Annotated in this window: 22 protein-coding genes; 18 read left to right on the top strand and 4 right to left on the bottom strand. The window is 37.8% G+C overall.

Features of this window, described 5'->3' with window-relative positions; translation table 11 throughout:
- Positions 1–54: 54 nt before the first annotated feature.
- Positions 55–636 carry a ferrochelatase gene (locus tag LZ480_RS10860; protein ID WP_241369450.1) on the bottom strand — a complete coding sequence of 194 codons (582 nt, stop codon included), beginning with the start codon at positions 634–636 and terminating at the stop codon, positions 55–57.
- A gap of 79 nt (positions 637–715) precedes the next feature.
- Positions 716–1,804, bottom strand: coding sequence for a M24 family metallopeptidase (locus tag LZ480_RS10855; protein ID WP_241369449.1), 1,089 nt, complete (start codon positions 1,802–1,804; stop codon positions 716–718).
- Between the two features lie 130 nt (positions 1,805–1,934).
- Between LZ480_RS10855 and LZ480_RS10850 the strand changes: the two genes are divergently transcribed.
- Together LZ480_RS10850 and LZ480_RS10845 are read left to right on the top strand one after the other, a co-directional pair.
- The gene (locus LZ480_RS10850) at positions 1,935–2,615 is read left to right on the top strand and encodes a metal-dependent hydrolase (protein WP_241369448.1); all 681 of its coding nucleotides are present in this window, start codon (positions 1,935–1,937) and stop codon (positions 2,613–2,615) included.
- Between the two features lie 181 nt (positions 2,616–2,796).
- Positions 2,797–4,104 carry a DRTGG domain-containing protein gene (locus LZ480_RS10845; RefSeq protein WP_241369447.1) on the top strand — a complete coding sequence of 436 codons (1,308 nt, stop codon included), beginning with the start codon at positions 2,797–2,799 and terminating at the stop codon, positions 4,102–4,104.
- A gap of 117 nt (positions 4,105–4,221) precedes the next feature.
- Here LZ480_RS10845 and LZ480_RS10840 read toward each other — a convergent pair whose 3' ends face one another.
- Positions 4,222–4,533, bottom strand: coding sequence for a YtpI family protein (locus LZ480_RS10840; RefSeq protein WP_241369446.1), 312 nt, complete (start codon positions 4,531–4,533; stop codon positions 4,222–4,224).
- A 93-nt stretch (positions 4,534–4,626) separates the two neighbouring features.
- Here LZ480_RS10840 and LZ480_RS10835 point away from each other — a divergent pair, with 93 nt between their 5' ends.
- The 8 genes from LZ480_RS10835 to LZ480_RS10800 all read left to right on the top strand — a co-directional run bounded on the left by LZ480_RS10835 (position 4,627) and on the right by LZ480_RS10800 (position 15,106).
- Positions 4,627–5,568, top strand: coding sequence for a DHH family phosphoesterase (locus LZ480_RS10835; RefSeq protein WP_241369445.1), 942 nt, complete (start codon positions 4,627–4,629; stop codon positions 5,566–5,568).
- Between the two features lie 172 nt (positions 5,569–5,740).
- Positions 5,741–8,776, top strand: a complete 3,036-nt coding sequence (gene dnaE / locus LZ480_RS10830; RefSeq protein WP_241369444.1) for a DNA polymerase III subunit alpha — start codon at positions 5,741–5,743, stop codon at positions 8,774–8,776.
- Between the two features lie 226 nt (positions 8,777–9,002).
- Positions 9,003–9,638 carry a FadR/GntR family transcriptional regulator gene (locus LZ480_RS10825; RefSeq protein WP_241369443.1) on the top strand — a complete coding sequence of 212 codons (636 nt, stop codon included), beginning with the start codon at positions 9,003–9,005 and terminating at the stop codon, positions 9,636–9,638.
- A gap of 33 nt (positions 9,639–9,671) precedes the next feature.
- Positions 9,672–10,544 (top strand): acetyl-CoA carboxylase, carboxyltransferase subunit beta, encoded by an 873-nt coding sequence (gene accD, locus LZ480_RS10820; RefSeq protein WP_241369442.1) that lies wholly within the window; start codon positions 9,672–9,674, stop codon positions 10,542–10,544.
- A complete protein-coding gene (accA, locus tag LZ480_RS10815; protein ID WP_241369441.1) occupies positions 10,537–11,502 on the top strand; it encodes an acetyl-CoA carboxylase carboxyl transferase subunit alpha in 966 nt (321 codons plus the stop codon). Before accD ends, accA begins: the two co-directional genes overlap by 8 nt.
- Before the next feature lie 143 nt (positions 11,503–11,645).
- Positions 11,646–12,605, top strand: a complete 960-nt coding sequence (gene pfkA, locus LZ480_RS10810) for a 6-phosphofructokinase (protein WP_241369440.1) — start codon at positions 11,646–11,648, stop codon at positions 12,603–12,605.
- A 29-nt stretch (positions 12,606–12,634) separates the two neighbouring features.
- Positions 12,635–14,395, top strand: a complete 1,761-nt coding sequence (gene pyk, locus LZ480_RS10805; protein WP_241369439.1) for a pyruvate kinase — start codon at positions 12,635–12,637, stop codon at positions 14,393–14,395.
- Between the two features lie 321 nt (positions 14,396–14,716).
- Positions 14,717–15,106, top strand: coding sequence for an FxsA family protein (locus tag LZ480_RS10800; RefSeq protein ID WP_241369438.1), 390 nt, complete (start codon positions 14,717–14,719; stop codon positions 15,104–15,106).
- Here the strand turns inward: LZ480_RS10800 and LZ480_RS10795 are convergent.
- On the bottom strand, positions 15,090–16,067 hold the full coding sequence (locus LZ480_RS10795) for an AI-2E family transporter (protein ID WP_241369437.1): 978 nt from the start codon (positions 16,065–16,067) through the stop codon (positions 15,090–15,092). The genes LZ480_RS10800 and LZ480_RS10795 overlap by 17 nt on opposite strands.
- 252 nt (positions 16,068–16,319) lie before the next feature.
- Between LZ480_RS10795 and citZ the strand changes: the two genes are divergently transcribed.
- The 8 genes from citZ (at position 16,320) to LZ480_RS10755 (ending at position 25,344) form a co-directional block, all read left to right on the top strand.
- A complete protein-coding gene (citZ, locus tag LZ480_RS10790; RefSeq protein WP_241369436.1) occupies positions 16,320–17,435 on the top strand; it encodes a citrate synthase in 1,116 nt (371 codons plus the stop codon).
- A gap of 78 nt (positions 17,436–17,513) precedes the next feature.
- Positions 17,514–18,776: an NADP-dependent isocitrate dehydrogenase gene (icd, locus tag LZ480_RS10785; protein WP_241369435.1), complete on the top strand. Its 1,263-nt coding sequence runs from the start codon at positions 17,514–17,516 to the stop codon at positions 18,774–18,776.
- 258 nt (positions 18,777–19,034) lie between these two features.
- Positions 19,035–19,973 (top strand): malate dehydrogenase, encoded by a 939-nt coding sequence (mdh, locus tag LZ480_RS10780; protein WP_241369434.1) that lies wholly within the window; start codon positions 19,035–19,037, stop codon positions 19,971–19,973.
- A 216-nt stretch (positions 19,974–20,189) separates the two neighbouring features.
- A complete protein-coding gene (locus LZ480_RS10775) occupies positions 20,190–20,900 on the top strand; it encodes a response regulator transcription factor (RefSeq protein ID WP_241369433.1) in 711 nt (236 codons plus the stop codon).
- Positions 20,900–22,438: a two-component system histidine kinase PnpS gene (pnpS, locus tag LZ480_RS10770; RefSeq protein WP_241369432.1), complete on the top strand. Its 1,539-nt coding sequence runs from the start codon at positions 20,900–20,902 to the stop codon at positions 22,436–22,438. The genes LZ480_RS10775 and pnpS overlap by 1 nt, the downstream gene beginning before the upstream one ends.
- Before the next feature lie 290 nt (positions 22,439–22,728).
- Complete coding sequence (hflK, locus tag LZ480_RS10765; RefSeq protein ID WP_241369431.1) at positions 22,729–23,694, top strand: FtsH protease activity modulator HflK; 966 nt, start codon at positions 22,729–22,731, stop codon at positions 23,692–23,694.
- On the top strand, positions 23,694–24,764 hold the full coding sequence (gene hflC, locus LZ480_RS10760; protein ID WP_241369430.1) for a protease modulator HflC: 1,071 nt from the start codon (positions 23,694–23,696) through the stop codon (positions 24,762–24,764). Before hflK ends, hflC begins: the two co-directional genes overlap by 1 nt.
- 142 nt (positions 24,765–24,906) lie before the next feature.
- Positions 24,907–25,344, top strand: coding sequence for a DNA polymerase I (locus LZ480_RS10755; protein ID WP_241369429.1), 438 nt, complete (start codon positions 24,907–24,909; stop codon positions 25,342–25,344).
- Positions 25,345–25,574 lie beyond the last annotated feature (230 nt).

The following is a 25,574-nucleotide window of genomic DNA, read 5'->3' as shown; positions in this document are numbered from 1 at the left end:
GCATAATGCTCGTTAATCACTCGTAATAGGTTACGCAAAAATAATGCGTTTTATTCAAATATTTTTTTTTACTAATTCAGCTAATGCTACAACTGTATCGAAACTGTCGCTAGGGAATTCTGCTACGCTAAATGGTACGTTTAATTCCTTACATACGTCTTGGCACTCTTTGCCAACCTCAGAATAGGACTCTACATCTGCACTTAATGCTAAAAGTTCACAAGTAACGAAGCCTGTTGCACCTGCCGCATGTAATTCTTTAATTTTATCTTTTACATCTGGTGCTAACCAGTTCGCTTTACCGCCAGAAGAACGGTATGTAATGTGGAAGTTTTCGATCCCTGCTTTTTTTACAATAGCCTGTGCTAACTGTTCAAATTGAGCTACATATTCTGCGTTTTTCTCTGGATCAATCGGCTGGCTATGTACTGTAAACAATACATGCGAATCATTTTGGACTGTAATTGGAAGCCAAGAGAATGCACGGCTTACTCGATCTGCATAAACAGTGACAATGTTTTCGTCTGTATGCCAGCTATCAAGTGCGATATGGCGCACATTTTGACCTTCAAGTAATGCAGCCACCTCTGCATGTACAGCGCCACCGCCAGAAGCATGCATTACCAATGTATTCATTATTCACAAAGTGTGGTGCTTTTAGTGGTGGCCACTAATATTTTGCCTCGATTTTCGGACACACCGTCGATAGTTGAACTTAAAGAATCACTAATTCCTTCGTGAACTTTGTTAATATTTCTACCCCCGTGTTTGTCACAACTACATCGTCTTCAATTCGAACACCAGCAACATTTGTTTTATATACGCCTGGTTCAATTGTGAAAACGGTACCTTCGTTTAAGACCATTTCATTTGTGCCGTTAATTGAAGGGAATTCATGTACTGAAATACCAAGACCATGCCCTAAGCGGTGAGTGAAATACTCGCCATAACCAGCTGCTGAAATTGTATCGCGTGCGATTTTATCTAAATCCATTGCGCGTACACCGGGTTTTACAGCTGCAATTGCATTTTCGTTGGCAGCACGTACGGTATTATAAATTTTGATTTGCTCCTCACCTGGTTGACCAAATGCGACAGTACGCGTGATATCTGAGCAATAGCCTTCATAAATAACGCCAAGGTCAAATAAAATAAGGTCGCCATGTTGGATTTTACGATCACCTGGTGTTCCGTGTGGAGAAGCGGCTTTTTCACCGGCAAGTACCATCGTGTCAAAGCTCATCGCATAGCCTTTTGCTTTGATAGCTGATTCGATTTCATTTAAAATGTCCATTTCAGTTTTACCTTCAGCAATCGCATCACAACCAACTTGAATTGCATAGTCTGCAAGTTCAGCAGCTTTGCGCATTTTTACTAACTCTTCTTTGCCTTTACAAATACGCATCTCATTGATTTTTTCATCAATGCCCTTGAAAGTTACGTTTTCATAACGTTCTTTTATAGCTTCGTAACGCTCAACCGTTAAATGAGATTTTTCAATAGCAAGTGTGTTGAATGCTGTTTTGCGTGATGCAACTGTTTTTGCCACAACATCCCATGCATTTTCTGTATCTTCGTGACCTACAACCTCATATTTCCAACCGGCCGCTACAACATCTGGCATCTCCATTTTTGGACAAATTAAAAATGGCTCTGAGTCTTTAAATACCATGATTCCAAGTAAACGCTCATGTGGATCGCTATTGAAACCTGAGAAATAAAATACGTTATCCGGGGTTGTAATAAAAGCCGCATCGATGTTGTGCGCCAATAAGTAAGCTTGCAATTCATTAAGTTTTGTCATAGTACATACTCCTTTGATTTTGAATAAAAATAAAAATATTATTTTCGCTTATTTAGCATATCAAAAAAAGGGGAAATGTGCAGAAATAACGAATAGAATTGGTGATGAATTTTATCGAGGAGGTAATAAAATGCAAATTTCTTATCACGGACATTCCGTCGTAAAAATCGAAACGAATGGAACGACCATTATAATTGATCCATTTATTAACGGAAATGGGCAAACCGATTTAATAGTTGAAAACGAGAATCCTAATGTTATTTTATTGACACATGGTCATAACGATCACGTAGGGGATACGGTAGAGCTTTCAAAAAAAAACAATGCACTTGTTGTAGCACCAAACGAACTAGCCGATTATTTAGGGTGGCAAGGCTGTAATGTACACAATATGCATATTGGGGGTGCATGGCAGTTTGAATTTGGCAAAGTGAAGTTTACACAAGCATTTCATGGCTCATCTTATGTAACAGAAAATAACGAAATTATTTATACAGGAATGCCAGCAGGAATTTTATTTACAGCAGAAGGAAAGACTATTTACCATGCAGGTGATACAGCGCTATTTGGAGATATGGAGTTAATCGGGAAACGTCATCCGATTGATGTAGCGTTTTTACCAATTGGTGATAATTTTACGATGGGACCTGAAGATGCAGCCTACGCTGTATCATTGTTAAAGCCAAAAATTGTTGTACCAATCCATTACAATACATTCCCACCAATTGAACAAGATCCATATGAATTTGCGAAGCTTGTAGAAGGTGCGGAAGTACAAATATTATCAGCCGGTGAGTCGGTGAAGCTTTAACTATTTTAAAGCTGTCCAGTAGGTTAGTTCTTACATGGACAGCTTTTTCAATTGCTCGACCATCAATTTTCGAATAATTGAACGAATGTTTCACAACTGTACTAATGAAATTGGTGTAATTACGATGATTAAATGTGTTACACTAATATTAGAAATGAATGAAGAAAAATAGGTGATGTAGTTGTCAACAAAACACGAGAGAATTTTACAATATATTGAATCACTACCAGTCGGAGATAAAATTTCTGTTCGTCAAATTGCAAAGGAAATGCAAGTGAGTGAGGGAACTGCCTATCGCGCGATTAAGGAAGCGGAGAATCGTCGCTTAGTAAGCTCTATTGAACGTGTCGGAACCATTCGGATTGAAAAGAAAAAGAAGGAAAATATTGAGCGCCTAACATTTGCTGAAATCGTGAATATTATTGATGGTCAAGTTTTAGGTGGAAAATCAGGTCTACATAAAACTTTAACAAAATTCGTAATAGGAGCGATGAAGCTAGAAGATATGATGCGCTACACGGATGCAGGTAGTTTACTCATTGTCGGTAACCGAACGCAAGCGCATGAATACGCATTAAAAACAGGCGCAGCTGTATTAATTACAGGTGGCTTCGATACGACTGAGCGAAATAAGCAGTTGGCTGATGAATTAGATTTACCAATCATCTCAACAAGTTATGATACATTTACCGTTGCAACAATGATTAACCGTGCGATTTATGACCAATTAATTAAAAAAGATATTTTATTAATTGAAGATGTGTACGTGCCAATCGAGGATACGGCGGTGTTGAAAAATTCCGACACAATTGCCGATTTCCACAAACAAAATTTACGTACAACACACGGTGCATTCCCGGTTGTCACACAACAAAATAAACTTGTCGGAATGATTACGAGTAAAGACGTAATTGGAAAAGACGAGGATGAGCCCATCGAAAAAGTAATGACGAAAAATCCAATTGCTGCCTCAATGAAAACGAGTGTTGCAACAGCAGGTCACCGTATGATTTGGGAAGGAATCGACCTATTACCTGTTATTGATGATGGTGGTTCACTGCGCGGTGTTATTAGCCGTCAAGACGTGTTAAAGGCGATTCAAATTGCCCAACGTCAACCACAGCATGGCGAAACGATTGATGATTTAGTGAAAAACGAAATGCGTGTTATAGGTGAAGATGATATCGTTGTCGAGTTTACGGTTACACCGCAAATGACGAACCAATTCGGTGCAATTTCATACGGCGCTTTCACAACTTTATTATCAGAAGTAGGGGCGTTTGCATTAAAACGTCGTAAACGTGGTGAAGCAGTTGTAGAGAATATGAATATTTATTTCATCAAGCCTGTACAAATGGAGAGTGTATTAACCGTGCAGCCACGTATTTTGGACATGTCACGTAAATTCGTAAAAATGGACTTTGAAGTATATAGCAGGGGATTGTTAGTCGGTAAAGCAATGATGACATTCCAGCTATTAGAGCGCTAATAATTATTTTTTTTAGTGTCTAGGCTAAAGCGCCAGCCCCTCCCGGGGCTGGTAGGGCGCTTTAGCGCTTTTCTTATCTAAATGAAAAGACCACTATAAAAAATAGTGGCCCATCCATTATTTATTTAATTCGTATTCCTCTTGAATGAAACGCCCTTCGTGACGCATACGTTTGTAGTTATTCGTACCAAGACTGATACCAATAATTAAAAATACAACCGCTACAATATAGCCAATCAGATCAGGATAAAGAATCGTTGCATTGAACCCAAAGAAAATGATAAATGCAGCGAGTGCAATACCTGATTTGGCTTTATACCATTTCGTACGAATTGGCAACGTCGATCGGAACTGCTTCGTTTTGAAATAAAAATAAAAAACAAGAGATGCAATAATACCAGCTACTAACAAGAAATTTAAATAAACCATAGTGAACCTCCCATTTACAAAAACTACTAAATATTGTAACGGCTTTTTCAGGGAATTGCGATAGGTATTCACTATGTATTAGGGGGAAACTTTGTGAAACGTCAAATTATTGACAAAATTAAACAATACGAAACAATTATAGTGCATCGGCACGTACGCCCAGACCCAGATGCCTATGGTTCCCAAATGGGTTTAGCAGAACTAATTCGCGCCAATTACCCAGAAAAAAAGGTTTACACAGTTGGAGAGCATGACGAGTCCCTATCATTTTTAGCACAGCCAGAGCAAATTGATGATGCTGTTTTTGAAGGGGCATTAATTATTGCAACAGACACAGCAAACACAGAACGTATTGATGATCAACGCTACACAATGGGTGATTTCCTCATTAAAATTGACCACCATCCTAATGATGACGCATACGGTAATCTATTATGGGTTGATACGAATGCAAGCTCTTGTAGTGAAATGATTTATGAATTATATGAAGAAGCTAAAGACTATGCAAACTGGCAAATGTCTGACGCATCAGCACGTCTCTTATTTGCAGGCATTGTCGGAGATACAGGACGTTTCTTGTTCCCGAGCGCGAGTGCAAAAACATTTGAAACAGCGGGACAACTCATTCAGTATGATTTTGATCGTAACCAAGTGTTTGATGGTATGTATGAAATGGAACGCAAGCTACTAAATTTACAAGGTTACATTTATCAACACTTTATGATGGACGAAAACGGTATGGCTTACATTAAATTACCAACAGAAGTGTTAGAGCAATTTGATGCAACACCATCTGAAACATCGTTATTAGTCGGCTCATTAGGCAATGTGAAAAACATTCGTGCATGGGTGATGTTTATCGAAGAAAATGACACAATCCGTGTACGCTTACGCTCAAAAGGGCCGGTAATTAACGGGTTAGCGAAAAAGTACAACGGTGGAGGCCATCCACTTGCTTCAGGTGCAACGGCACATTCTTGGGAAGAAGTAGAACAAGTTATTGTCGATTTAAAGGAAATTTGTCAAAACGTATAGCGTGAAGCTTTGCTCAGAGGGAGTGTTTCTCATCCCCCACAGAGCATTAGCTTTCACCAATCGGTTTTTTAGGTTCAGTGGATCGCCCACTTAGCTGTTTCCAGTCAATTGCTAGTTTGATGTGGGAGTTCTACGGTCTCTTAATATGGGATAAATTCAGGAGGGATGAACGATGACGGTATATCCACAAATACGGACGAGTGCCGATTTATTGAAAAGTACAATTCGTATCAATGAGCTCATCCCTTTTTTACAACAACAACAGGCAAAAAGCTGTGCAATTGTTAACTCAAAATTGTATGGGCTTTTGCCTTTTATGTTTCAACTAAAAAAGGCTGGCATTCATCCAGTGGCCGGCTTAACGATTGAGCTTGAACGAACAGAGGATGAAACACTACCGCTTGTGCTCTATGCGAAAACAAATAAAGGCTACCAAAATTTATTGAAAATAGCGAGTAGTATTGCAATTCGTCCACAACAAAACATTCCACTACGTTGGCTTGTTGCCTATTGCCAGGACATCGCATTTGTTCTCTTACCATTTGCTAATCAACAAGCCTGGTTACAGCCAGAAGCACAAAAATCCCTACATGCTCTTATTCAAGCAAATAAGGCAAACCTTTACATAGGGATTACACGTGCAAACGGCGTGCACCCATTTGAAGTTCAGGCAGAGGAGCTAGCACAGCAACATCAACTGCATGTAATTGCTACACATGAAAGTCTGTATATGTATGAACAAGACGCATTTGCCTATGAAGTCGCACAATCGATTGAAACGGGCGTAAAGTTGAATGACCGAAACTATGAACAAAAGCATGACTGCTATGTATTAACAGCCCAAGATTGGAATGCTCGATTCTTAGATAAGAAAATGTGGCTTGAAGAAGCTGAAAAATTATTATTAAGCTGTCATGTGGAAATCAACCTAAATCAAGTGTATATGCCAAAATTTCCGCTTATGGAAGGGCATTCAGCTGCAGATGTGTTAAAGCAAGGTGTGCAGGCTGGCTTACAAAAGCGATTACAAACGGAAATATTACCAAAGCAATATGTAGAACGTATTGATTATGAGCTGCAAGTTATTCAATCGATGGGCTACTCGGATTATTTTTTAATCGTTGCCGACTTTATGCGCTTTGCCCGTGAACATCAAATTTTAACAGGGCCAGGTCGTGGTTCATCTGCTTCATCACTCATCGCATACGCGCTAGAAATTACACAAGTTGATCCACTTCAATATGATTTACTGTTTGAACGCTTTTTAAATGTGGAGCGTGTGACATTACCAGATATTGATATCGACTTTTTAGATACACGTCGACATGAAGTTATTGAGTATGTAGCGAGTAAATACGGAAAGCAATATGTCGCACAAATTATTACATTTGGGACATTATCCGCAAAAGCTGTCGCGCGTGATGTCGCACGAATGTTTAACTTTAATTCTGAAACACTTGAAATGATATCAAAGCTTATTCCAAACAAGCCAGGTATTACACTACAAGAAGCCTATGCAAATTCTGAAAACTTACGTAAGTGGATGGACGCTGAGCCAATTCGACATAAATGGTTTCAAACGGCACTACGATTAGAAGGATTGCCTCGTAATGCGTCAACCCATGCGGCCGGTGTTGTATTAAGCCCTGTACCACTTGTCGATGTTGTTCCGATCGAACAAGGGCATGATGATATCTATTTAACACAGTGGCCAATGCTTGAAGTCGAGCAAACTGGGTTACTGAAAATTGATTTTTTAGGTCTTAGAAATTTAACAATTTTAGATCAAATTCGAAAGTCGATTCTGTATACTCATCAAATCGAACTAGATTTCAATCAGATTCCATTAAACGATGCGAAAACGTTTGAATTGTTGCAACGGGGAGATACGGTGGGGATATTCCAGTTAGAGTCTGACGGTATGAAAGGTGCACTACGTGATATAAAGCCTACGCATTTTTTAGACATCGTTGCAGTTAATGCGCTCTATCGACCAGGTCCAATGCAATTTATCCCTGTCTATGCAAATCGTAAGCATCATCTAGAGCCTGTCAGTATGCCTCATCCTGATTTAACTTCCATTTTACAAGAAACGTACGGTGTTATTATTTATCAGGAACAAATTATGCGTATCGCAAATGTTATGGCGGGCTTTACGATTGGTCAAGCTGATATTCTGCGACGCGCGGTAAGTAAGAAAAAACGGGAAGCGCTAGAAGAACAACGCGCAGCATTTGTTAAAGGTTCGCTTTCTAAAGGATACACAGAGCAAGTGGCGTACGAAGTATATGAATTAATTGTGCGTTTTGCTGATTATGGATTCCCGAAGAGTCACGCGGTTGCGTATAGTATTATTTCATACCAAATGGCGTATTTAAAGGCGAATTTCCCTGTCAATTTCTATGCGGCATTATTAACAAATGCAACTGGGAATAGCGATAAACTAATGCAAATTTTAATGGAAGCCAAAGCAAATGGAATTGAAATATTACCGCCATCGATCAATCGAAGCGTACGTCATTTTAAAGTGGAAAATGGTAAGATACGTTTTAGCTTATCGGCTATTAAAGGAGTTTCGCAACCATTTCTACAACAATTATTGAAAGTGCGAGATGAGCATCAACAGCGGTTTGAGACAATCTTTGATTTGGCTGTATCACTAACAAGCACGCATTTTCAACGTAAAGTAGTTGAGCCGCTCATTAAAGCAGGCGCGCTTGATGAATTTGGGAAAGACCGTGCTACACTACTTGCTACTATTGAGGGTGCTCAAAAGCAAGCTGATTTCATGGCATTTGGTAAACCAAAGTATATCGAAATGTCCAATATTCCTGAAAAAGTAAAACTACAATATGAAAAAGAAGTGCTAGGCTTTTATTTATCGGATCATCCAATTATCCGTATGCGTCCTCAATTTCAGCAGACGAACGCCAATGTTCAATCGTTGCAAACATTGAAGGATAATAGTTATGTTCGCATCATTGGTATTGTCAACGAGTTTCGTCAATTGCGTACGAAGCGTGGTGAACTGATGGCATTTGTAACGATTGAAGATGAATTTGGTGCGGTAATTTGCACGCTATTTCCAAAAGAATATGAACAAGTTGTCGGTCAGCTAAGCGAAGATACATTACTATATATAGAGGGCTTTTTGGAACGTAGATTTAACAAAACACAAATAAAAGTAAAGCAAATTACTATTAATTGAATAATATTATAGAGCGTTTTCTAGTATATACTAGAAGCGCTTTTTTTTCTGAAGTAAAAATTATTGGTCGAAAAATCGTAAAAATTATGTGTTATACATAAATATCTTTATGGTGAATTGAAAAGATAGCGAATATTTCTTTACAATGATAAAAACATTTTGTATTCTTAATTATAGTGAAACTGGTCAGACCACTTTTGAATTGAAAGATATTGAGGTGAGTTGAGTGGAACATAAGCCAGAGAAAAAAATGTTTTTGCAAATTGTGAAGCAGCTACGCGAGTTAATTGCGAACCAAAATATTCTAGAAGGACAAAAGCTACCTTCTGAACGGGTTTTGTCTGAGCGATTACAAGTAGGACGTTCATCAGTTAGAGAAGCACTGCGAAGTTTAGAGCTATTAGGTTTAATCGAAACAAAGCATGGTGGCGGCACATTTTTGACCAGCATGAAGCATCACCAATTTGTTGAAATTGTTGGCTCGTTTATTTTGCAAGATGAAAAGTCTTCAAACGATGTTGAGGCAACACGACAAATGCATGAAAAAGAAGCGATTCGTTTGATTTGTCAGTCGAAAAAATTACGGTCGCTGCCGATATTAGATAGTTTTTTCATAAAAGTGGAACTCGGAGAAAATGTATTGCGTGAGGATATATTACGTGAATGTATAATCGCGAGTGGCAATCGGTTAGCACTAAAAATTTGGATGCAACTAGTAGCATTTAGCAATGATTTGTTAGCAGGTGTGATTGAAACGAATGAAAAACTTGAAGTTGAAACAATGCTAAAGGCGATGCAAATGGGTTATACACATGAAGCAATTCAAGCATATGAAAAATGGATGGAATGTATAGAGCGCTAAAAAAAGCGAGTTACTACAAAAGGGGGATATACAATGGCGATTCGTGATTTATTATCAATAAACCGTAAAAAAAATAGTGGAAGCATATCAAAAAAAGCTGAAGAAAAGGAATTTCCAGAAGGAATTGTAACAAAATGCCCAAAATGCAAAACGATTCATGTCACAAAGGAATTAGAGAAAAATTTAAAAGTGTGCATGAAATGTCAGCACCATTTCACACTTAATGCCAAGGAACGTATCGCGAGCTTCATGGATGAAGGTTCATTTACATCAATGGACGACCATTTACAAACGATTAATCCGTTACAATTCCCAGCATATGTCGAAAAGATTGAAGTCGACAAAAAGAAAACAGGCTTGAATGAAGCTGTGTTGTCAGGTGTAGGAACATTGAAAGGGATGCAAATCGTTGTTGCGGTAATGGATTCTACTTTCCGAATGGGCTCTATGGGCTCGGTTGTTGGAGAAAAAATTACACGTGCAGTAGAAAAAGCGACGGAATTACGTGTGCCATTTATTATTTTTACTGCGAGTGGTGGTGCGCGCATGCAAGAAGGCGTGTTGTCGCTAATGCAAATGGCGAAAGCAAGTGTAGCGCTCAAACGACATAGTGAAGAAGGTTTACTATATATTTCGATATTAACACATCCAACAACGGGTGGTGTATCTGCGAGTTTTGCTTCAATTGGAGATTACAATATTGCTGAGCCACAAAGTTTAATAGGTTTTGCGGGACGCCGTGTTATTGAACAGACGGTACGTGAAAAGCTGCCGGACGATTTCCAAACAGCAGAGTTTTTACTCGAGCATGGTCAATTAGATGCGATTTTTAACCGCTGTGATATCCGTGAAAATGTATCAACAATAGTGAAGTTACATGTACAAGGGGGTGTTTCTCATGTCTAAATTAATGGCGTTTGAAGAACCGGTTGTAAAATTACGAGAAAAAATTGTGGAATTAAAGACCATTGCTCTAGAAGCGGATGTCGACATGAGTGGTGAAATTGAAAAGCTTGAAATTCGTTTACAAGAGCTTGAAAAATCAGTTTATGCAAATATGAAACCGTGGGATCGTGTGCAAGTGGCACGCCATGCAGAGCGTCCAACGACACTTGATTATATTGCACATATTTTTGATGATTTCATTGAACTACACGGCGATCGTACATTCAAAGATGATGCAGCGATTGTAGGCGGCATTGCGTCGTTTAATGGTCAGCCTATTACGATAATCGGTCATCAGCGTGGGAAAACGACGAAAGAAAATATTCGTCGTAATTTTGGTATGCCCCATCCAGAAGGCTACCGTAAAGCACTGCGATTAATGAAGCAGGCTGAGAAATTTAACCGTCCGATTATTTGTTTGATTGACACAAAAGGCGCGTATCCAGGGAAGGCAGCCGAGGAACGTGGACAGAGTGAAGCAATCGCACGCAATCTATTTGAAATGGCAGGGTTACGTGTTCCGGTAATCAGTATTGTCATTGGCGAAGGTGGTAGTGGAGGTGCATTAGCACTCGGGGTAGCAAATAAAATTCTTATGCTTGAAAATGCGACTTATTCTGTTATTTCTCCTGAAGGCGCAGCATCGATTTTATGGAAGGATGCAACCTATGCTCAGCAAGCTGCGGAGGCAATGAAGATTACGGCACCCGATTTGAAAAATTTAGAAGTCATTGACGACATTATTCCTGAAGTTGCGGGTGGTGCACATAAAGATGTACTTGCACAGGCAAATTTCATGAAGCAAGCACTAGAACTTCATTTGAGTGAATTAACAAAATTAACATCAGATGAATTAATTGAGAATCGTTATACAAAATTTAAAAACATCGGTCAGTTTTCAGAAGAAAATATCGACTGAAGGAATTGGTGTGAAAGAATGCGTGAAAGCGCATTCTTTCATTTTTTTATTAAGATTGTATTTTTTGTTATCCAGAATAGTTACATATAGACCATTTTTCTGTTAATGTGAATAGTATGAGACAAGTAGGAGGAAAATAGCGTATGAAGAAGATTGCGGTATTAACGAGTGGTGGAGACGCACCAGGAATGAACGCTGCGATTCGTGCAGTTGTTCGTAAGGCACGTTTTCATGGAGTAGATGTAGTTGGTGTGCATCACGGCTATGAAGGTTTATACAATGGTGATTATGAGCTTTTAGATATTGGTTCAGTTGGCGATATTATTCAACGTGGTGGCACGAAGCTATTCTCTGCTCGTTTTCCAGAATTCAAAGAAGATGACTATCAACATGAAGCGATTGAACGCATGAAAAAAGACGGCATCGAAGGGTTAGTTGTTATTGGTGGTGACGGTTCTTACCGTGGTGCAATGCAACTTACTGAAAAAGGTTTCCCCTGTGTTGGAATTCCAGGAACAATTGACAATGACGTACCAGGGACTGAATATACAATCGGTTTTGATACGGCATTAAATACTGTTGTCGAATCAATCGATAAAATTCGTGATACGGCAACAAGCCATGAAAATACTTTTGTTATTGAAGTAATGGGGCGTGATGCGGGGGATATTGCATTATGGGCTGGAGTTGCCGCTGGCGCTGAGTCCATTTTAATACCTGAAGAGTCGTTTGACATGGAGGATATTGTGACACGTTTAGAACGTGGTGCAGCACGTGGTAAGCGCCATAGTATTATTATCGTGGCAGAAGGCGTTATGAACGGTCACAAATTAGCAAAGCAGCTTGAAGAGCGCACAGGTGTCAAAATACGTACTTCCGTATTAGGTCATATTCAACGAGGTGGTTCACCATCTGCACGAGATCGCGTATTAGCAGGGCAATTTGGTGCAAGAGCAGTAGAACTTTTACTTGAAAATAAAGGTGGACGTGCAGTTGGCGTGAAAAATCATCATATTATCGATTATGATTTAAAGGAAGCATTTGAATCAAAACACCAAGCAGATTTAAGTCTTTATACATTATCACAAGAACTTTCAATTTAAAGTGTAAAAAAAACGGAGATGACAAAACTATGAGAAAAACTAAAATTGTTTGTACGATTGGTCCTGCAAGTGAATCACCAGAAATGTTAGATAAATTAATTACGGCGGGTATGAATGTAGCGCGTTTAAATTTTTCACACGGTAATCATGAAGAACATGCAATTCGTATTGCAGCAATTCGTGATGCTTCAGAGCGTATGAAAAAACCAGTAGGTATTTTATTAGATACGAAAGGCCCTGAAATTCGTACGCATTCAATGGAAAACGGCGAAATTCATTTAGTAACTGGTCAAGTAATCGACATTTCAATGACTGAAGTGCTTGGCAATGAAAGTCGTTTTTCAGTAACGTATGATCAGTTAATTGAAGATGTAGATCAAAATGACGTTATTTTATTAGATGATGGCTTAATTGAATTACGTGTTTTAGCTAAGGATTTAGAACAAGGTTTAATTCATACAATTGTTGAAAATGCGGGTGTCTTAAAAAATAAAAAAGGTGTAAACGTTCCAGGAGTTTCAGTTAAATTACCAGGGATTACAGAAAAAGATGCAGCTGATATTTTATTTGGTATTGGTCAAGGGGTAGACTTTATCGCCGCATCATTCGTACGTACAGCAAAGGATGTATTAGAAATTCGTGAGCTATTAGAACAAAATAATGGTAGCCATATTCAAATTATCCCGAAAATCGAAAACCAAGAAGGTGTAGACAATATTGATGACATTATTGAAGTGTCAGATGGCTTAATGGTCGCACGAGGTGATTTAGGGGTAGAAATTCCAGCTGAAGAAGTGCCACTTGTACAAAAATCATTAATTAATAAATGTAACCAGGTTGGAAAGCCGGTTATTACAGCAACGCAAATGTTAGATTCTATGCAACGTAATCCTCGTCCAACACGTGCAGAAGCGTCAGACGTAGCAAATGCCATTCTGGACGGAACAGATGCAATTATGCTCTCGGGTGAAACAGCAGCTGGTCTTTATCCAGTTGAATCAGTAATTACAATGAATAAAATTGCTGAGCGCACAGAAAATGCGTTAGACTATCGTCAAATCGTATCTCAACGTAGCCGTGAAAGAGAAGCAAACATGACAGAAGCGATTTCACAAGCAGTGGCGTACACGTCGATTAACTTAGGTGTTACAGCTGTATTAGCGCCAACAGAAAGCGGAAATACAGCTAAAATGATCGCGAAATATCGCCCAGGCGTTTCAATTATCGCGGTTACAAGCCAACAATCAACTGCACAAAAATTAACTTTAGTGTGGGGCGTAAAACCAGTTTTAACGCAGCGTGTAACAACTACGGACGAAATTTTAGAGCTTTCAGTCGATGAAGCACTTAAACACGAATTCGTAAGTCATGGAGATGTTGTTGTTATTACTGCAGGTGTACCAGTAGGTGAAGCAGGTACAACAAACTTAATGAAAGTTCACGTAATTGGTGACTTATTAGCGCGTGGACAAGGGATTGGTAAAGCTTCGGTAGTCGGTAAAGCGATTGTAGCGAAAAACGCTGGCGAAGCATTAGCTTATGATACAGAAGGTGCCATTATCGTAACAGTCGGTTCAGACCGTGAAATGATGCCAGCCATTGAAAACTGTGTCGGTATTATTACAGAAGAAGGCGGTTTAACGTCGCATGCAGCGGTAGTTGGCCTAAGTCTCGGTATTCCAGTAATTGTAGGCGTAAAAGAAGCAACAACATTAATTCGTCACGGACAAGAAATTACAATGGACGCAGAAACAGGTGTCATCTACAAAGGGCATGCGAGTGTACTATAAAATTTAAATGTTAAAATCCATTTTCAATTATGAAAATGGATTTTTATATTTATAAGAAAGTATAAATTTTTCCGTTATTACAGTGTCTAGGCTAAAGCGCCAGCCCCTCGGCCATTTCGAACCCTCCTGCAAAAGTGGTGGAGCGTTTACTTTTGCATCGGTCTCTCCAATGTCTGAGGCTCACACGATGTGAGTCATTGGGGGCATACCACATGGACGTGGTGTTTTGCCCACTCGGGGCTGGAAGGGCGCTTTAGCACTTTTCTTATGAAACTTTTTTGGTGAAAATACGTATATATTGTAAGAAGGGGGACAATCAATATGAAAAAATTATTATGGGGAATGTTAGCGCTAGTTTTTGCAGAAATTGCTATGCTTATCCTAATTGGAAAAGCAATCGGCGTTTTCTATACATTATTATTAATTGTACTCACTTCTGTAGTGGGTGTACTCATCGCAAAACAGCGCGGTATGAAATCGTATAAAGATATTCAAAATAGCCTTCAGCAAGGTCAACCACCTGGTATTGCAATGATTGAAACCTTTATGATTTTCATAGGAGGCGCGTTAATGGCGCTCCCTGGTTTTATAACAGATATTATCGGTTTATTATTTGTGCTAGGGATTACAAGAAATTTATTTAAACCAATAATTTTCTATTTCTTACGTAAAAAAATGAAAAAAGGCAATGTTATTATCGTACAAAGATAGGATGTTGCTTGAATTTAATAGCCACCATTAAAAGCAAAGGGCTCAAAATGATGCCATAAATACCAAATAGTAATACAGAGGCAGCGCTGATGATGAATGTGTGAATCATACGTAAGTGAAATGTATGGCTCCACAACATTGACTCAGTTAGCTGCCTAACTATTTGTACAAAAATATAAAGCGCGATTATAAGCGAAGCGACAATAGGCTGTCCGACAATGAAAAAATAAATTGATATAGGAATTAAAAAAATGCCAATGCCCAAAAACGGCAAAGAATCTGCAAAAGCAATTAAAAATGCTTTCATGAAAAACGCTTCAAACTGTAAAAAATAAAAGCCAATGCTAAGTAGGATGAACGTTAATGTAAAAAGCTGTATTTCCACGAGTAAAAAATAGCTTATTAACTGCATCGCCTTTTGAAAATACCGAGACCAACTTGCTCGATACATTGCTGGAATATAAGCAAAGAACCAAAGACGGTTCCTATTACTTTCGAACAATGCAAAATAGAAAGTAACGATAAAGATAAGTAATTCAAAAATCGAATGCAAACTATTTTTAATAAAATCAACCATAAAGAACATTAATTCGTTGAGTAAACCTGAAAATTTATCGAGAATTAGAGGGAATAATGGATGGGTATCATAGTTTTTTTCTAATAGGTGAACTGTAGTTTGTAAGCTAGGGAGCAAAGTAAATAAACTATGTAGAATTAAAATAACAACGGCACTTATTACTGTAAAAAGTGAAATAGAAAGTACAATAACAACTATAAAAAATGGGACATGGAGAATGCGCTTAAAATAAAGAAAAATAGGGAATAGTAAGTAGGCAAAAAATAGTCCGAAAATTATAGGTGGAATGAAATAAAAAAGGGCAATATATAGTAAGAAAACGCCTATATGCCTGATTTTTAATAGTAATTGAGCTTGGTTTTTTTTGGTTTCTATGCAAATCACTCCTAAATTATACCTTATATAACTCGTTCGAAACGAGAAATTCTCTTTAATTCTTTAATTCTATTAGATATTCGTGTTTTTCTTAAAAACGAACTAATTCATTCACAAAGCCGTCAAAATTGATTATAATAAGTTATGTAAGCGATTTACTTATAGGTTCATTGAGCAGAACAGTATGAGTGTAGTTCTTTTTATTACTAGAAAAAGAAAGCACTTACAAAACTATTTTATTAAGTGAAGGAGCGATTTTTTATGTCAGCAACTAAAGGTTTAGAAGGTATCGTAGCAGCAGAATCGAAAATTTCTTCAATTATCGATGATACACTTACATACGTAGGGTATGGCATCGACGACCTAACTAACAACGCAACATTTGAAGAAGTAGTATTTTTATTATGGAACACACGTTTACCAAACGCTGAAGAATTAGCTAACTTAAAAGCTGAATTAGCAGCAAACATGGAAATCCCTGCGGCAATTACAGATTTATTTAAATCTATGCCATTAAACACAGTACACCCAATGGCTGCATTACGTACAGCTGTATCAATGTTAGGTGCATTTGACGAAGAAGCAGACGTTATGGAAACAGAAGCTAACTACCGTAAAGCGATTCGTTTACAAGCGAAAATCGGTACAGTAGTAACTACTTTTGCACGTGTACGTCAAGGTAAAGAACCAGTAGCTCCAAAACCTGAATTAGGTTATGCAGCAAACTTCTTATATATGCTAAAAGGTGAAGAGCCTGCAGCAATCGAAATCGAAGCATTCGACAAAGCGTTAATTTTACATGCTGACCATGAATTAAATGCTTCTACATTCACAGCTCGTGTATGTGTAGCTACATTATCAGATGTATATTCTGGTGTAACTTCAGCTATCGGCGCTTTAAAAGGTCCATTACACGGTGGTGCAAACGAACAAGTTATGAAAATGTTAACTGAAATCGGTTCGTTAGATAACGTTGAAGCTTGGGTACAAAACAAGCTAGACAACAAAGAAAAAATCATGGGCTTCGGTCACCGCGTTTACCGTGGAGGAGACCCACGTGCACCTCACTTACGCGTAATGTCTGAAAAGTTAACTAAGTTAACTGGTAAACCAGAATTATACGAAATGTCAGTAAAAATTCATGACATGATCGTTGAGCAAAAGAAATTACCTGCAAACGTAGACTTCTTCTCAGCATCAGTATATGATTCTTTAGGTATCGAGCATGACTTATTCACACCAATCTTTGCAGTATCTCGTACTTCAGGTTGGGTAGCGCACATCTTAGAACAATATGCAAATAACCGCTTAATCCGTCCACGTGCGGAATATGTTGGTCCAGATATGCAAAAATACGTTCCAATTAACGAGCGCTAAGCAAAAAAGTATGTTAAAATATCTAGGGCTGTGAATTGACACAGTCCTAGATTTATGATTATTAGGAGGCAATTTCCAATGACTAACAAAATCGTAGTTGAAAACGGTAAACTAAACGTTCCAAACAATCCAGTAATCCCATTCATCGAGGGTGACGGTATCGGTCCAGATATCTGGGCAGCAGCTTCTCGCGTTATCGACGCAGCAGTAGAAAAAGCTTATAACGGCGAAAAGAAAATCGAATGGTTAGAAGTTTTAGCTGGTGAAAAAGCATTCAACCAAACTGGTGAATGGTTACCTGCAGAAACTTTAGAAAAAATTAATGAATACTTAATCGCTATCAAAGGTCCTTTAACAACTCCAATCGGTGGCGGTATCCGTTCACTTAACGTAGCTTTACGTCAAGAGTTAGACTTATACGTATGCTTACGTCCAGTACGTCACTTTGACGGTGTACCTTCTCCAGTTAAACGTCCAGAAGACGTAGAAATGGTAATCTTCCGTGAAAACACTGAAGATATCTATGCTGGTATTGAGTACAAAGCTGGTTCTGATGAGCAAAAGAAATTATTAAATTTCTTACAAACTGAATTAGGCGTTAACAAAATCCGCTTCCCAGAAACTTCTGGTTTAGGTATCAAACCTGTATCTAAAGAAGGTACTGAGCGTTTAGTACGTTCTGCGATCGAGTACGCAATCTCTCACAACAAACCATCTGTTACTTTAGTACACAAAGGTAACATCATGAAATTCACTGAAGGTGGATTCAAACAATGGGGTTACGATGTAGCTGAAGCTGAATTCGGCGACAAAGTATTCACTTGGAACCAATACGATGCAATCAAAGCTGAAAAAGGTGAAGCTGCTGCTAACGAAGCACAATCTGCTGCATTAGCTGCTGGTAAAATCTTAGTTAAAGATTCAATCGCTGATATCTTCTTACAACAAATCTTAACTCGTCCAAACGAGTTCGACGTTGTTGCTACAATGAACTTAAACGGTGACTACATCTCTGACGCATTAGCTGCACAAGTTGGTGGTATCGGTATCGCTCCAGGTGCTAACATCAACTACTTAACTGGACACGCTATTTTCGAAGCTACTCACGGTACTGCTCCTAAATATGCTGGTCAAGATAAAGTAAACCCATCTTCTGTATTATTATCAGGCGTATTAATGCTTGAGCACTTAGGATGGCAAGAAGCTGCAGACATGATTACTGCTTCAGTTGAGAAAACAATCTCTTCTAAATACGTAACTTATGACTTCGCACGTTTAATGGATGGCGCTACAGAAGTTAAATGTTCTGAATTCGCTACTAAATTAATCGAAAACTTCTAATTAAAACTTATTTTTTGCCATTTTATGTGAAATGTTTAACAAATTATTTAGTTTTAAATAATATTGTGAACATAATAAATCATTTTATAGGCAATGATTGACTTTAATAAGAATTCGTTTCAAAATAAATAGTAACTACAAAAGGGAGAGACTTCGCGTTTTCTCCCTTTTCCTATGTGGATTTTATTAAAAAGCTATACTTTCTTATCCACTAAAAATTAGTTACCTTACACTAGCTATTAAAAAGGAGCGTTTATTATGGTATTAAAACGTAAAAAGATCGCAGTAATTGGTAGTGGCTACACAGGTGCAACAGCAGCATTCATCGCAGCGCAAAAAGAATTAGGCGATGTTGTCATTTTAGATTTACCAGCAGTAGAAAACCCGACGAAAGGTAAAGCGTTAGATATGTGGGAAACAGCGCCTGTTCAAGGCTTTGATTCTTACGTAAAAGGAACGTCAAACTATGATGATATCGCGGATTCAGATATCGTATTAATTACAGCAGGTGTCGCACGTAAACCAGGTATGAGTCGTGACGATTTAGTACAAATCAACCAAGGTGTTATGAAAACAGTTGCCAAAGAAATCGCACGAACATCACCAAATGCAATTATCATCGTATTAACAAATCCAGTAGATGCGATGACGTATACTGTGTTTATAGAATCGGGCTTCCCGAAAAACCGTGTTATTGGTCAGTCTGGGGTACTTGATACGGCGCGCTTCCGTTCATTTATTGCAGAAGAATTAAACGTATCTGTGAAAGATATTTCTGCGCTAGTTTTAGGTGGGCATGGTGACACAATGGTGCCCTTAACACGACTTGCTACAATTGGTGGTGTACCATTAGAAAGCTTAATTGCCGCAGAACGTTTAGCAGAAATCGTGCAACGTACACGAGTTGGAGGCGGTGAAATCGTCAGCTTACTTGGCAACGGTTCAGCATATTATGCACCAGCTGCAGCAATGGTCGAAATGGCTGAGGCAATTTTAAAAGATCAAAAACGTATTTTACCATCAATCGCATACCTTGAAGGCGAGTATGGCTATGAAGAAATTTACCTTGGTGTACCAGCATTACTTGGTGCAAATGGAATTGAAAAAATATACGAACTAGAACTTACAGCAGATGAAAAACAGGCATTAGACAACTCTGCAAATGCAGTTAAGGATGTTATGAAGGCATTAGTTTAAGCTAGTTATACACGAAACACCATTTTATCGTGAAATGGTGTTTTTCTTATGGAAAGGAAAATTACATGCATTTCAACAATTGTACTTTTCCAAAAAAGTTGTTACTATGAAAGGGACACTTTGATATACCGTATTTCAAAGAATAGTTTTACTACCAGACAAATGAAGTCATTGATTTGAGATGGGGGTTTCAAATCAATCTTGGAGGATTTAAATATGACGAAAACGGTTTTAGTGGTAGAAGATGAAATGCCAATTGCAACACTATTGAAATATAACTTAGAACAAGCTGGCTTTGTAGTTTTGCTTGCGCATGATGGTCAAGCAGGACTTGATGCAGCTGTAGAAAATACACCGGATTTAATGTTATTAGACTTAATGTTACCTAAGCTTGATGGCGTAGAAGTTTGTAAAGAATTACGCCGCCTTCGTATTAACGTACCGATTATTATGTTAACAGCACGTGATGATGAGTTTGATAAAGTGTTAGGTTTAGAGCTCGGTGCGGATGATTATATGACAAAACCGTTTAGCCCGCGTGAAGTGATTGCACGTGTAAAAGCTGTATTACGTCGTTTCTCTGGCCCAATTGTTGAAGAAGTAGCAGAATCGAGTGAAATTATTTATTCGTTTGGAAATTTAAAAGTATATCCAGAACGTTTTGAAGCATTTATTAATGAAGAATCATTAGAATTTACACCGAAAGAATTTGAGCTTTTAGTGTATTTATTAGAAAATAAAAACCGCGTATTAACGCGCGATCAATTATTAAGCGCGGTATGGAATTATGATTTTGCTGGTGATACACGAATCGTGGACGTTCACATTAGTCATTTGCGCGATAAAATTGAAGAAAATAGCCGTAAGCCATTGTATATTAAAACAATTCGCGGGCTGGGCTATAAATTTGAGGAGCCAAAAAAATAATGAATATCATGAAGAACCGTTTATTTTATTCGTTTATTTTTGTCATTGGGTTAGGATTAGCTGTTCTAGGGTTGTTCATAGGACAGCTTTTTCCTTTTTTTGCAGATGAATATTATACGATTGCAAAAGATACCAATGTTGCTCAAGTGGAACAATTAATAGCGGATGAACAAATTGTGTTAACTGACTCTCAAAAGCAAGCATTATTAGAGACTTATACAATGGATATGTATTCGACTGACTTTAACACATTAAAAGTGAAGCTCTATATTTCTGTGGCAACGTTGCTTCTGATAGGGCTTATTATAATGGCGTTGATGGCGCATCGAGTGGCTGCAAACTTTATTACGCCGATTGTCAATATTACGAAAACAGCGATTGAACTTTCAAAGGGAAACTATCGCGCCCGTGCCTTTGCGAATGGCCCTCGAACAGTAGTGGAGCTTCGTAATTCCATCAATATTTTAGCGCGTAATCTACAAGACATTACAAAAACCCGTATGATTGAAGAGGAACGTCTAAAAACGTTGATTGAAAATATGGGGAGTGCGCTTATGATGATTGACCGCGAAGGGAATATTTCAATCGTCAATAAAAATTTCCAAAAGCTTTTTGAATTACCAACTGAACAATTAATCGGTAAAAGCTTTATGTCGCTAGGTTTACCAAAGCAGTTAGAGAAGTTTATTGACCATGTATTTTTAACGGAAATGCCTTACCGTCAGCAGCTTGTTTTGGAAATTGCGGAAGAAGAATATAATGAACAAGTTTATGGTGCACCGGTAGTTGGAGAACATGGGCGATGGCTTGGGGTTGTTATTGTAATGCATGATATTAGTGAGATTGTACGACTTGAACAAATTCGAAAAGATTTTGTCGCGAATGTATCCCATGAATTAAGAACACCTATTACGTCGATTAAAGGATTCTCAGAAACACTTCTTGATGGAGCATTTAAAGATGAACAAATGCTGCTATCTTTTTTGACAATTATTCATGATGAAAGTAACCGTATTGAAGTGCTAGTACATGATTTACTAGAACTATCGAAAATCGAGCGGCACGGCTTTACATTAGACATTATGCCAACAAAATTACAAGATATTTTAGTACGCGTCGTTGATTTAACAAGTGCACAGCTTGAAAGTAAGCATATGCAATTTGATGTAGATATCGAACAAGATGCCGTCATTTTAGGTGACGTCAATCGCCTAATGCAAATTTTTACAAATCTAATTAACAATGCAATCGCTTATTCAAAAGAAGAAACAACAGTCAAATTGCGAATTAGTACCAATAATGATTACGGAATCTTTGAAGTAAAAGACGAAGGGCTAGGCATTGAAAAGGCAGAAATTTCTCGGATTTTTGAACGTTTTTACCGTGTAGATCGTGCCCGCAGTCGAAATTCTGGGGGTACAGGGCTAGGCTTGTCGATTGTAAAGCATTTAATCGAAGCGCATCAAGGGAAAATTCAAGTAACGAGTGAAGTCGGAAAAGGAACGAGTATGAAGGTCTACTTACCATTGAAAAAATAAGCTTAACAATTCTTTTACAATACTGATATAAATACTTTATATTCGGGTGCTATTCTTTGTATTAGAAACCCCCGTTTCAAAAGTAATACATTAGTTGATGAATACGTACTCCAAACTACCGTTCTCTATTTATAGAGGACGGTTTTTTGATTGGATTAATATTGACATCATTTGTACTGATGTATTTTCTATTTTTACCTAAATTTAATTTTTATGAAAAATATTGAAACTTTAAGCTTGTTTCGTCCGTAAAACTATTTGAATAAAAAAAGATTAGGAGGTTTTTAACGATGAGTGTTAAGCGAACATTATTATGGATTGGACTTATATTATTTGCTATTATCGCAATCGTTGCTGTAACGACATCGTGGTATACGGTAGATGAATCCGAACAAGCTGTTGTAATTACGTTCGGGCAAGCCGATGAAACCATTCAAGATTCAGGGTTGCATTTTAAATTACCTTGGCCGATTCAAACGGTAGAAATTTTATCAAAAGAAACATACAGTCTACAATTTGGTTATAAGCAAAATTCAGATGGCGAATTAGAAGCGTTTGATGAAGAAACAAAAATGATTACAGGTGACGAATACATTGTATTAACAGACCTGGTCGTACAATGGCGCATTGTAGATCCTAAGAAATATCTATTTAATTCTGCTGATCCACGTACAATTTTACATAGTGCCACTTCAAGCGCGATTCGTTCAATTATTGGTAGCTCTACGATTGATGATGCCTTAACAGACGGAAAAGCAGAAATCGAGGCAAAAACGCGTGATTTATTAGTGTCGTTACTCGAAAAGTATGATATTGGGATTAGCGTTGTCGGCGTCAAGCTACAGGATGTTGATGTGCCGAATGAAGAAGTACGTGCCTCTTTCACTGCTGTAACGGATGCGCGTGAAATGAAGAGCACAAAAATCAACGAAGCGATTAAATATAACAACCAACGTACAAGTGAAGCAGCTGGGGAAATGAAGGCTATTTTATCGAAAGCAGAAGGGGAAAAAACGGCCCGTATCGAGCAGGCAAAAGGGGAAGTAGCCCTATTCAATCAGCTTTATGAAGAATATCGCTTAAATAAAGAGATTACACGTGAACGTTTAATGATTGAAACATTAGAGGCAGTATTACCGAATGCACAAATTTATATTATGAATGACGATGGTAGTAGTACATTAAAGTATTTACCATTACAACCAACACAAACGAATACTTCTACTGAAACGAAGAAAGAAGGAGGTTCGAACTAATGAGTAATGATAAAAATAATTTTGATGGCGATTTAGATGTGTTTGTAAAAAAATTATTTGGCAATAAAAAACAACAAAAAACAGTTCACGAAGTACCAAAGACCGAAACAAATGATGGAGAAACAGCGTTTGAGAAAAAGTCTAAAAAAGCTCCGAATAAAATTAATAAAGATAAAAAACCTGTGAATATGAAGCAATGGGGTGCATCTGCTGCAATTATTACCGCTGTATTTGCAGTACTAGCCATTGTCTTTGCCAATCTTTATGTCGTGAAGGAAAATGAGTATAAAGTTATTCGCCAATTTGGTGAAGTAATCAAATATGAAACTGAACCTGGTCTGCACATAAAAGTCCCATTCATTCAAAGTATTACGACGTTACCTCGTAATTTAATGACGCATGATATGACAGAAGAAGAAATTAGTACGGGGGACAAAAAGCGTATTATTATTGATAACTATACAATTTGGCGTGTGACAGACCCGAAAGCGTTAATTTCAAACGCAGGTCAATTGCTGAATGCAGAAAGTCGTATGGAAGAGTATATTTACTCGGCGCTGCGTACAGAATTCGGTCAAACGATTTATGATGATATCATTGATGATGAAAACTCAAAGCGTGGCAATATTAATGACCGTGTAACAGAGCGTGTAAATGAACTGATTACAGAAGCTAATTTAGGAATTGAAGTAGTCGATGTGCGTATTCGCCGTACTGATTTACCACAGGAAAATGAGCAATCTGTTTATACACGTATGGTTTCAGAGCGTCAATCGATTGCACAAAAGTACTTATCTGAGGGGGATGCTGAAAAACGCAGCCAAGAAGCAAAAACCGATCAGGAAGTGCAAGTCATTTTAGCGACAGCAAATAAAGATGCCGCGGTTATTCGTGCAGAGGGTGAAGCGCAAGCCGCTGAAATATATAATAATGCTTATTCAAAAGATCCAGAGTTCTACAGCTTATTTAGAACTTTAGAATCATATAAGAAAACGATTGGTGATGAAACAGTTATTATTATTCCAGCCAACTCACCATATGCAAAATTACTTTCAGGACAATTACAATAATTTTTTAGGGAGCGTACATGCAAATGATGTACGTTTCTTTTTTTGGGTTTAATTACCTTCATGAATTCTTCTAAAAATACTACTGGTTCATATTATTTTGCTGTTATAATATGAATTAGTTAATAGAAAAGGAGAATTGCGCATGAGTAGAACAATTCAAAACACATTAATTGCTTTTATTATGGCAACTTCTGTTACCGCTTTATTTTTCCAATCGAATCTTCAGTTTATGAAAGCTGAAATTTATCATATACCTGTATTATTTATTGTCATTTTTATATTAAGTTTGTTTATTGCAGAAGATGTGCGAAATTCATTCAAAAAGGTGCTTTGGTTTGAAAAACGCAAAGATAAGCGTCCCATTTGGCAAGTAGGGGTGGGGATGATTTTTTACTTCACACAAATTGGTTTTGTGGAAGTTTTTGCACGCGGCTTAATGCCATATGATTTAGCGGGCATGCCGATGTATTTAATTATTCCATTTTTAAATGCGTTTTTATTAACGGTTATTTTTGAAGAGATTTTTTATGTTGAAAAACGTGATACAGTTGAACAAGTTAAATTTAAGAAATTGAAATAATGGAAAGCTCCTAGATTAGGGGCTTTTTTGTTTTTATGAGAAAAAACGTTGCAAATGACTATTAAATGTTGGTAATTCATGTGAACAATCGGTAAAGTAGAAAGAGAACATATAATCGTACATTAACCTCTTTTAGCCGGTGTTCAAGCACTCGCATAAAGAAGTTAATGCCTCCGGCGGATATCACGAATTCGGTAAGGAGTCCTTTGCTCAAGCGCAAAGCCGAATAC

This window comes from Solibacillus palustris, assembly GCF_022549215.1.
In the GTDB taxonomy this organism is placed as follows: domain Bacteria; phylum Bacillota; class Bacilli; order Bacillales_A; family Planococcaceae; genus Solibacillus; species Solibacillus daqui.
Note: the sequence above shows the minus strand (reverse complement) of the source record. Positions and strands in the feature narration are given on the sequence as shown.

What these genes read in the sequence shown, in the direction of transcription:
- LZ480_RS10860 (WP_241369450.1), bottom strand. Translation starts at nt 636, where the DNA reads ATGAATACATTGGTAATGCATGCTTCTGGCGGTGGCGCTGTACATGCA.
- LZ480_RS10855 (WP_241369449.1), bottom strand. Translation starts at nt 1,804, where the DNA reads ATGACAAAACTTAATGAATTGCAAGCTTACTTATTGGCGCACAACATC.
- icd (WP_241369435.1), top strand. Translation starts at nt 17,514, where the DNA reads ATGACTAACAAAATCGTAGTTGAAAACGGTAAACTAAACGTTCCAAAC.
- pyk (WP_241369439.1), top strand. Translation starts at nt 12,635, where the DNA reads ATGAGAAAAACTAAAATTGTTTGTACGATTGGTCCTGCAAGTGAATCA.
- pnpS (WP_241369432.1), top strand. Translation starts at nt 20,900, where the DNA reads ATGAATATCATGAAGAACCGTTTATTTTATTCGTTTATTTTTGTCATT.
- LZ480_RS10775 (WP_241369433.1), top strand. Translation starts at nt 20,190, where the DNA reads ATGACGAAAACGGTTTTAGTGGTAGAAGATGAAATGCCAATTGCAACA.
- accD (WP_241369442.1), top strand. Translation starts at nt 9,672, where the DNA reads ATGGCGATTCGTGATTTATTATCAATAAACCGTAAAAAAAATAGTGGA.
- LZ480_RS10800 (WP_241369438.1), top strand. Translation starts at nt 14,717, where the DNA reads ATGAAAAAATTATTATGGGGAATGTTAGCGCTAGTTTTTGCAGAAATT.
- hflK (WP_241369431.1), top strand. Translation starts at nt 22,729, where the DNA reads ATGAGTGTTAAGCGAACATTATTATGGATTGGACTTATATTATTTGCT.
- hflC (WP_241369430.1), top strand. Translation starts at nt 23,694, where the DNA reads ATGAGTAATGATAAAAATAATTTTGATGGCGATTTAGATGTGTTTGTA.
- LZ480_RS10850 (WP_241369448.1), top strand. Translation starts at nt 1,935, where the DNA reads ATGCAAATTTCTTATCACGGACATTCCGTCGTAAAAATCGAAACGAAT.
- accA (WP_241369441.1), top strand. Translation starts at nt 10,537, where the DNA reads ATGTCTAAATTAATGGCGTTTGAAGAACCGGTTGTAAAATTACGAGAA.
- LZ480_RS10840 (WP_241369446.1), bottom strand. Translation starts at nt 4,533, where the DNA reads ATGGTTTATTTAAATTTCTTGTTAGTAGCTGGTATTATTGCATCTCTT.
- dnaE (WP_241369444.1), top strand. Translation starts at nt 5,741, where the DNA reads ATGACGGTATATCCACAAATACGGACGAGTGCCGATTTATTGAAAAGT.
- LZ480_RS10755 (WP_241369429.1), top strand. Translation starts at nt 24,907, where the DNA reads ATGAGTAGAACAATTCAAAACACATTAATTGCTTTTATTATGGCAACT.
- mdh (WP_241369434.1), top strand. Translation starts at nt 19,035, where the DNA reads ATGGTATTAAAACGTAAAAAGATCGCAGTAATTGGTAGTGGCTACACA.
- pfkA (WP_241369440.1), top strand. Translation starts at nt 11,646, where the DNA reads ATGAAGAAGATTGCGGTATTAACGAGTGGTGGAGACGCACCAGGAATG.
- citZ (WP_241369436.1), top strand. Translation starts at nt 16,320, where the DNA reads ATGTCAGCAACTAAAGGTTTAGAAGGTATCGTAGCAGCAGAATCGAAA.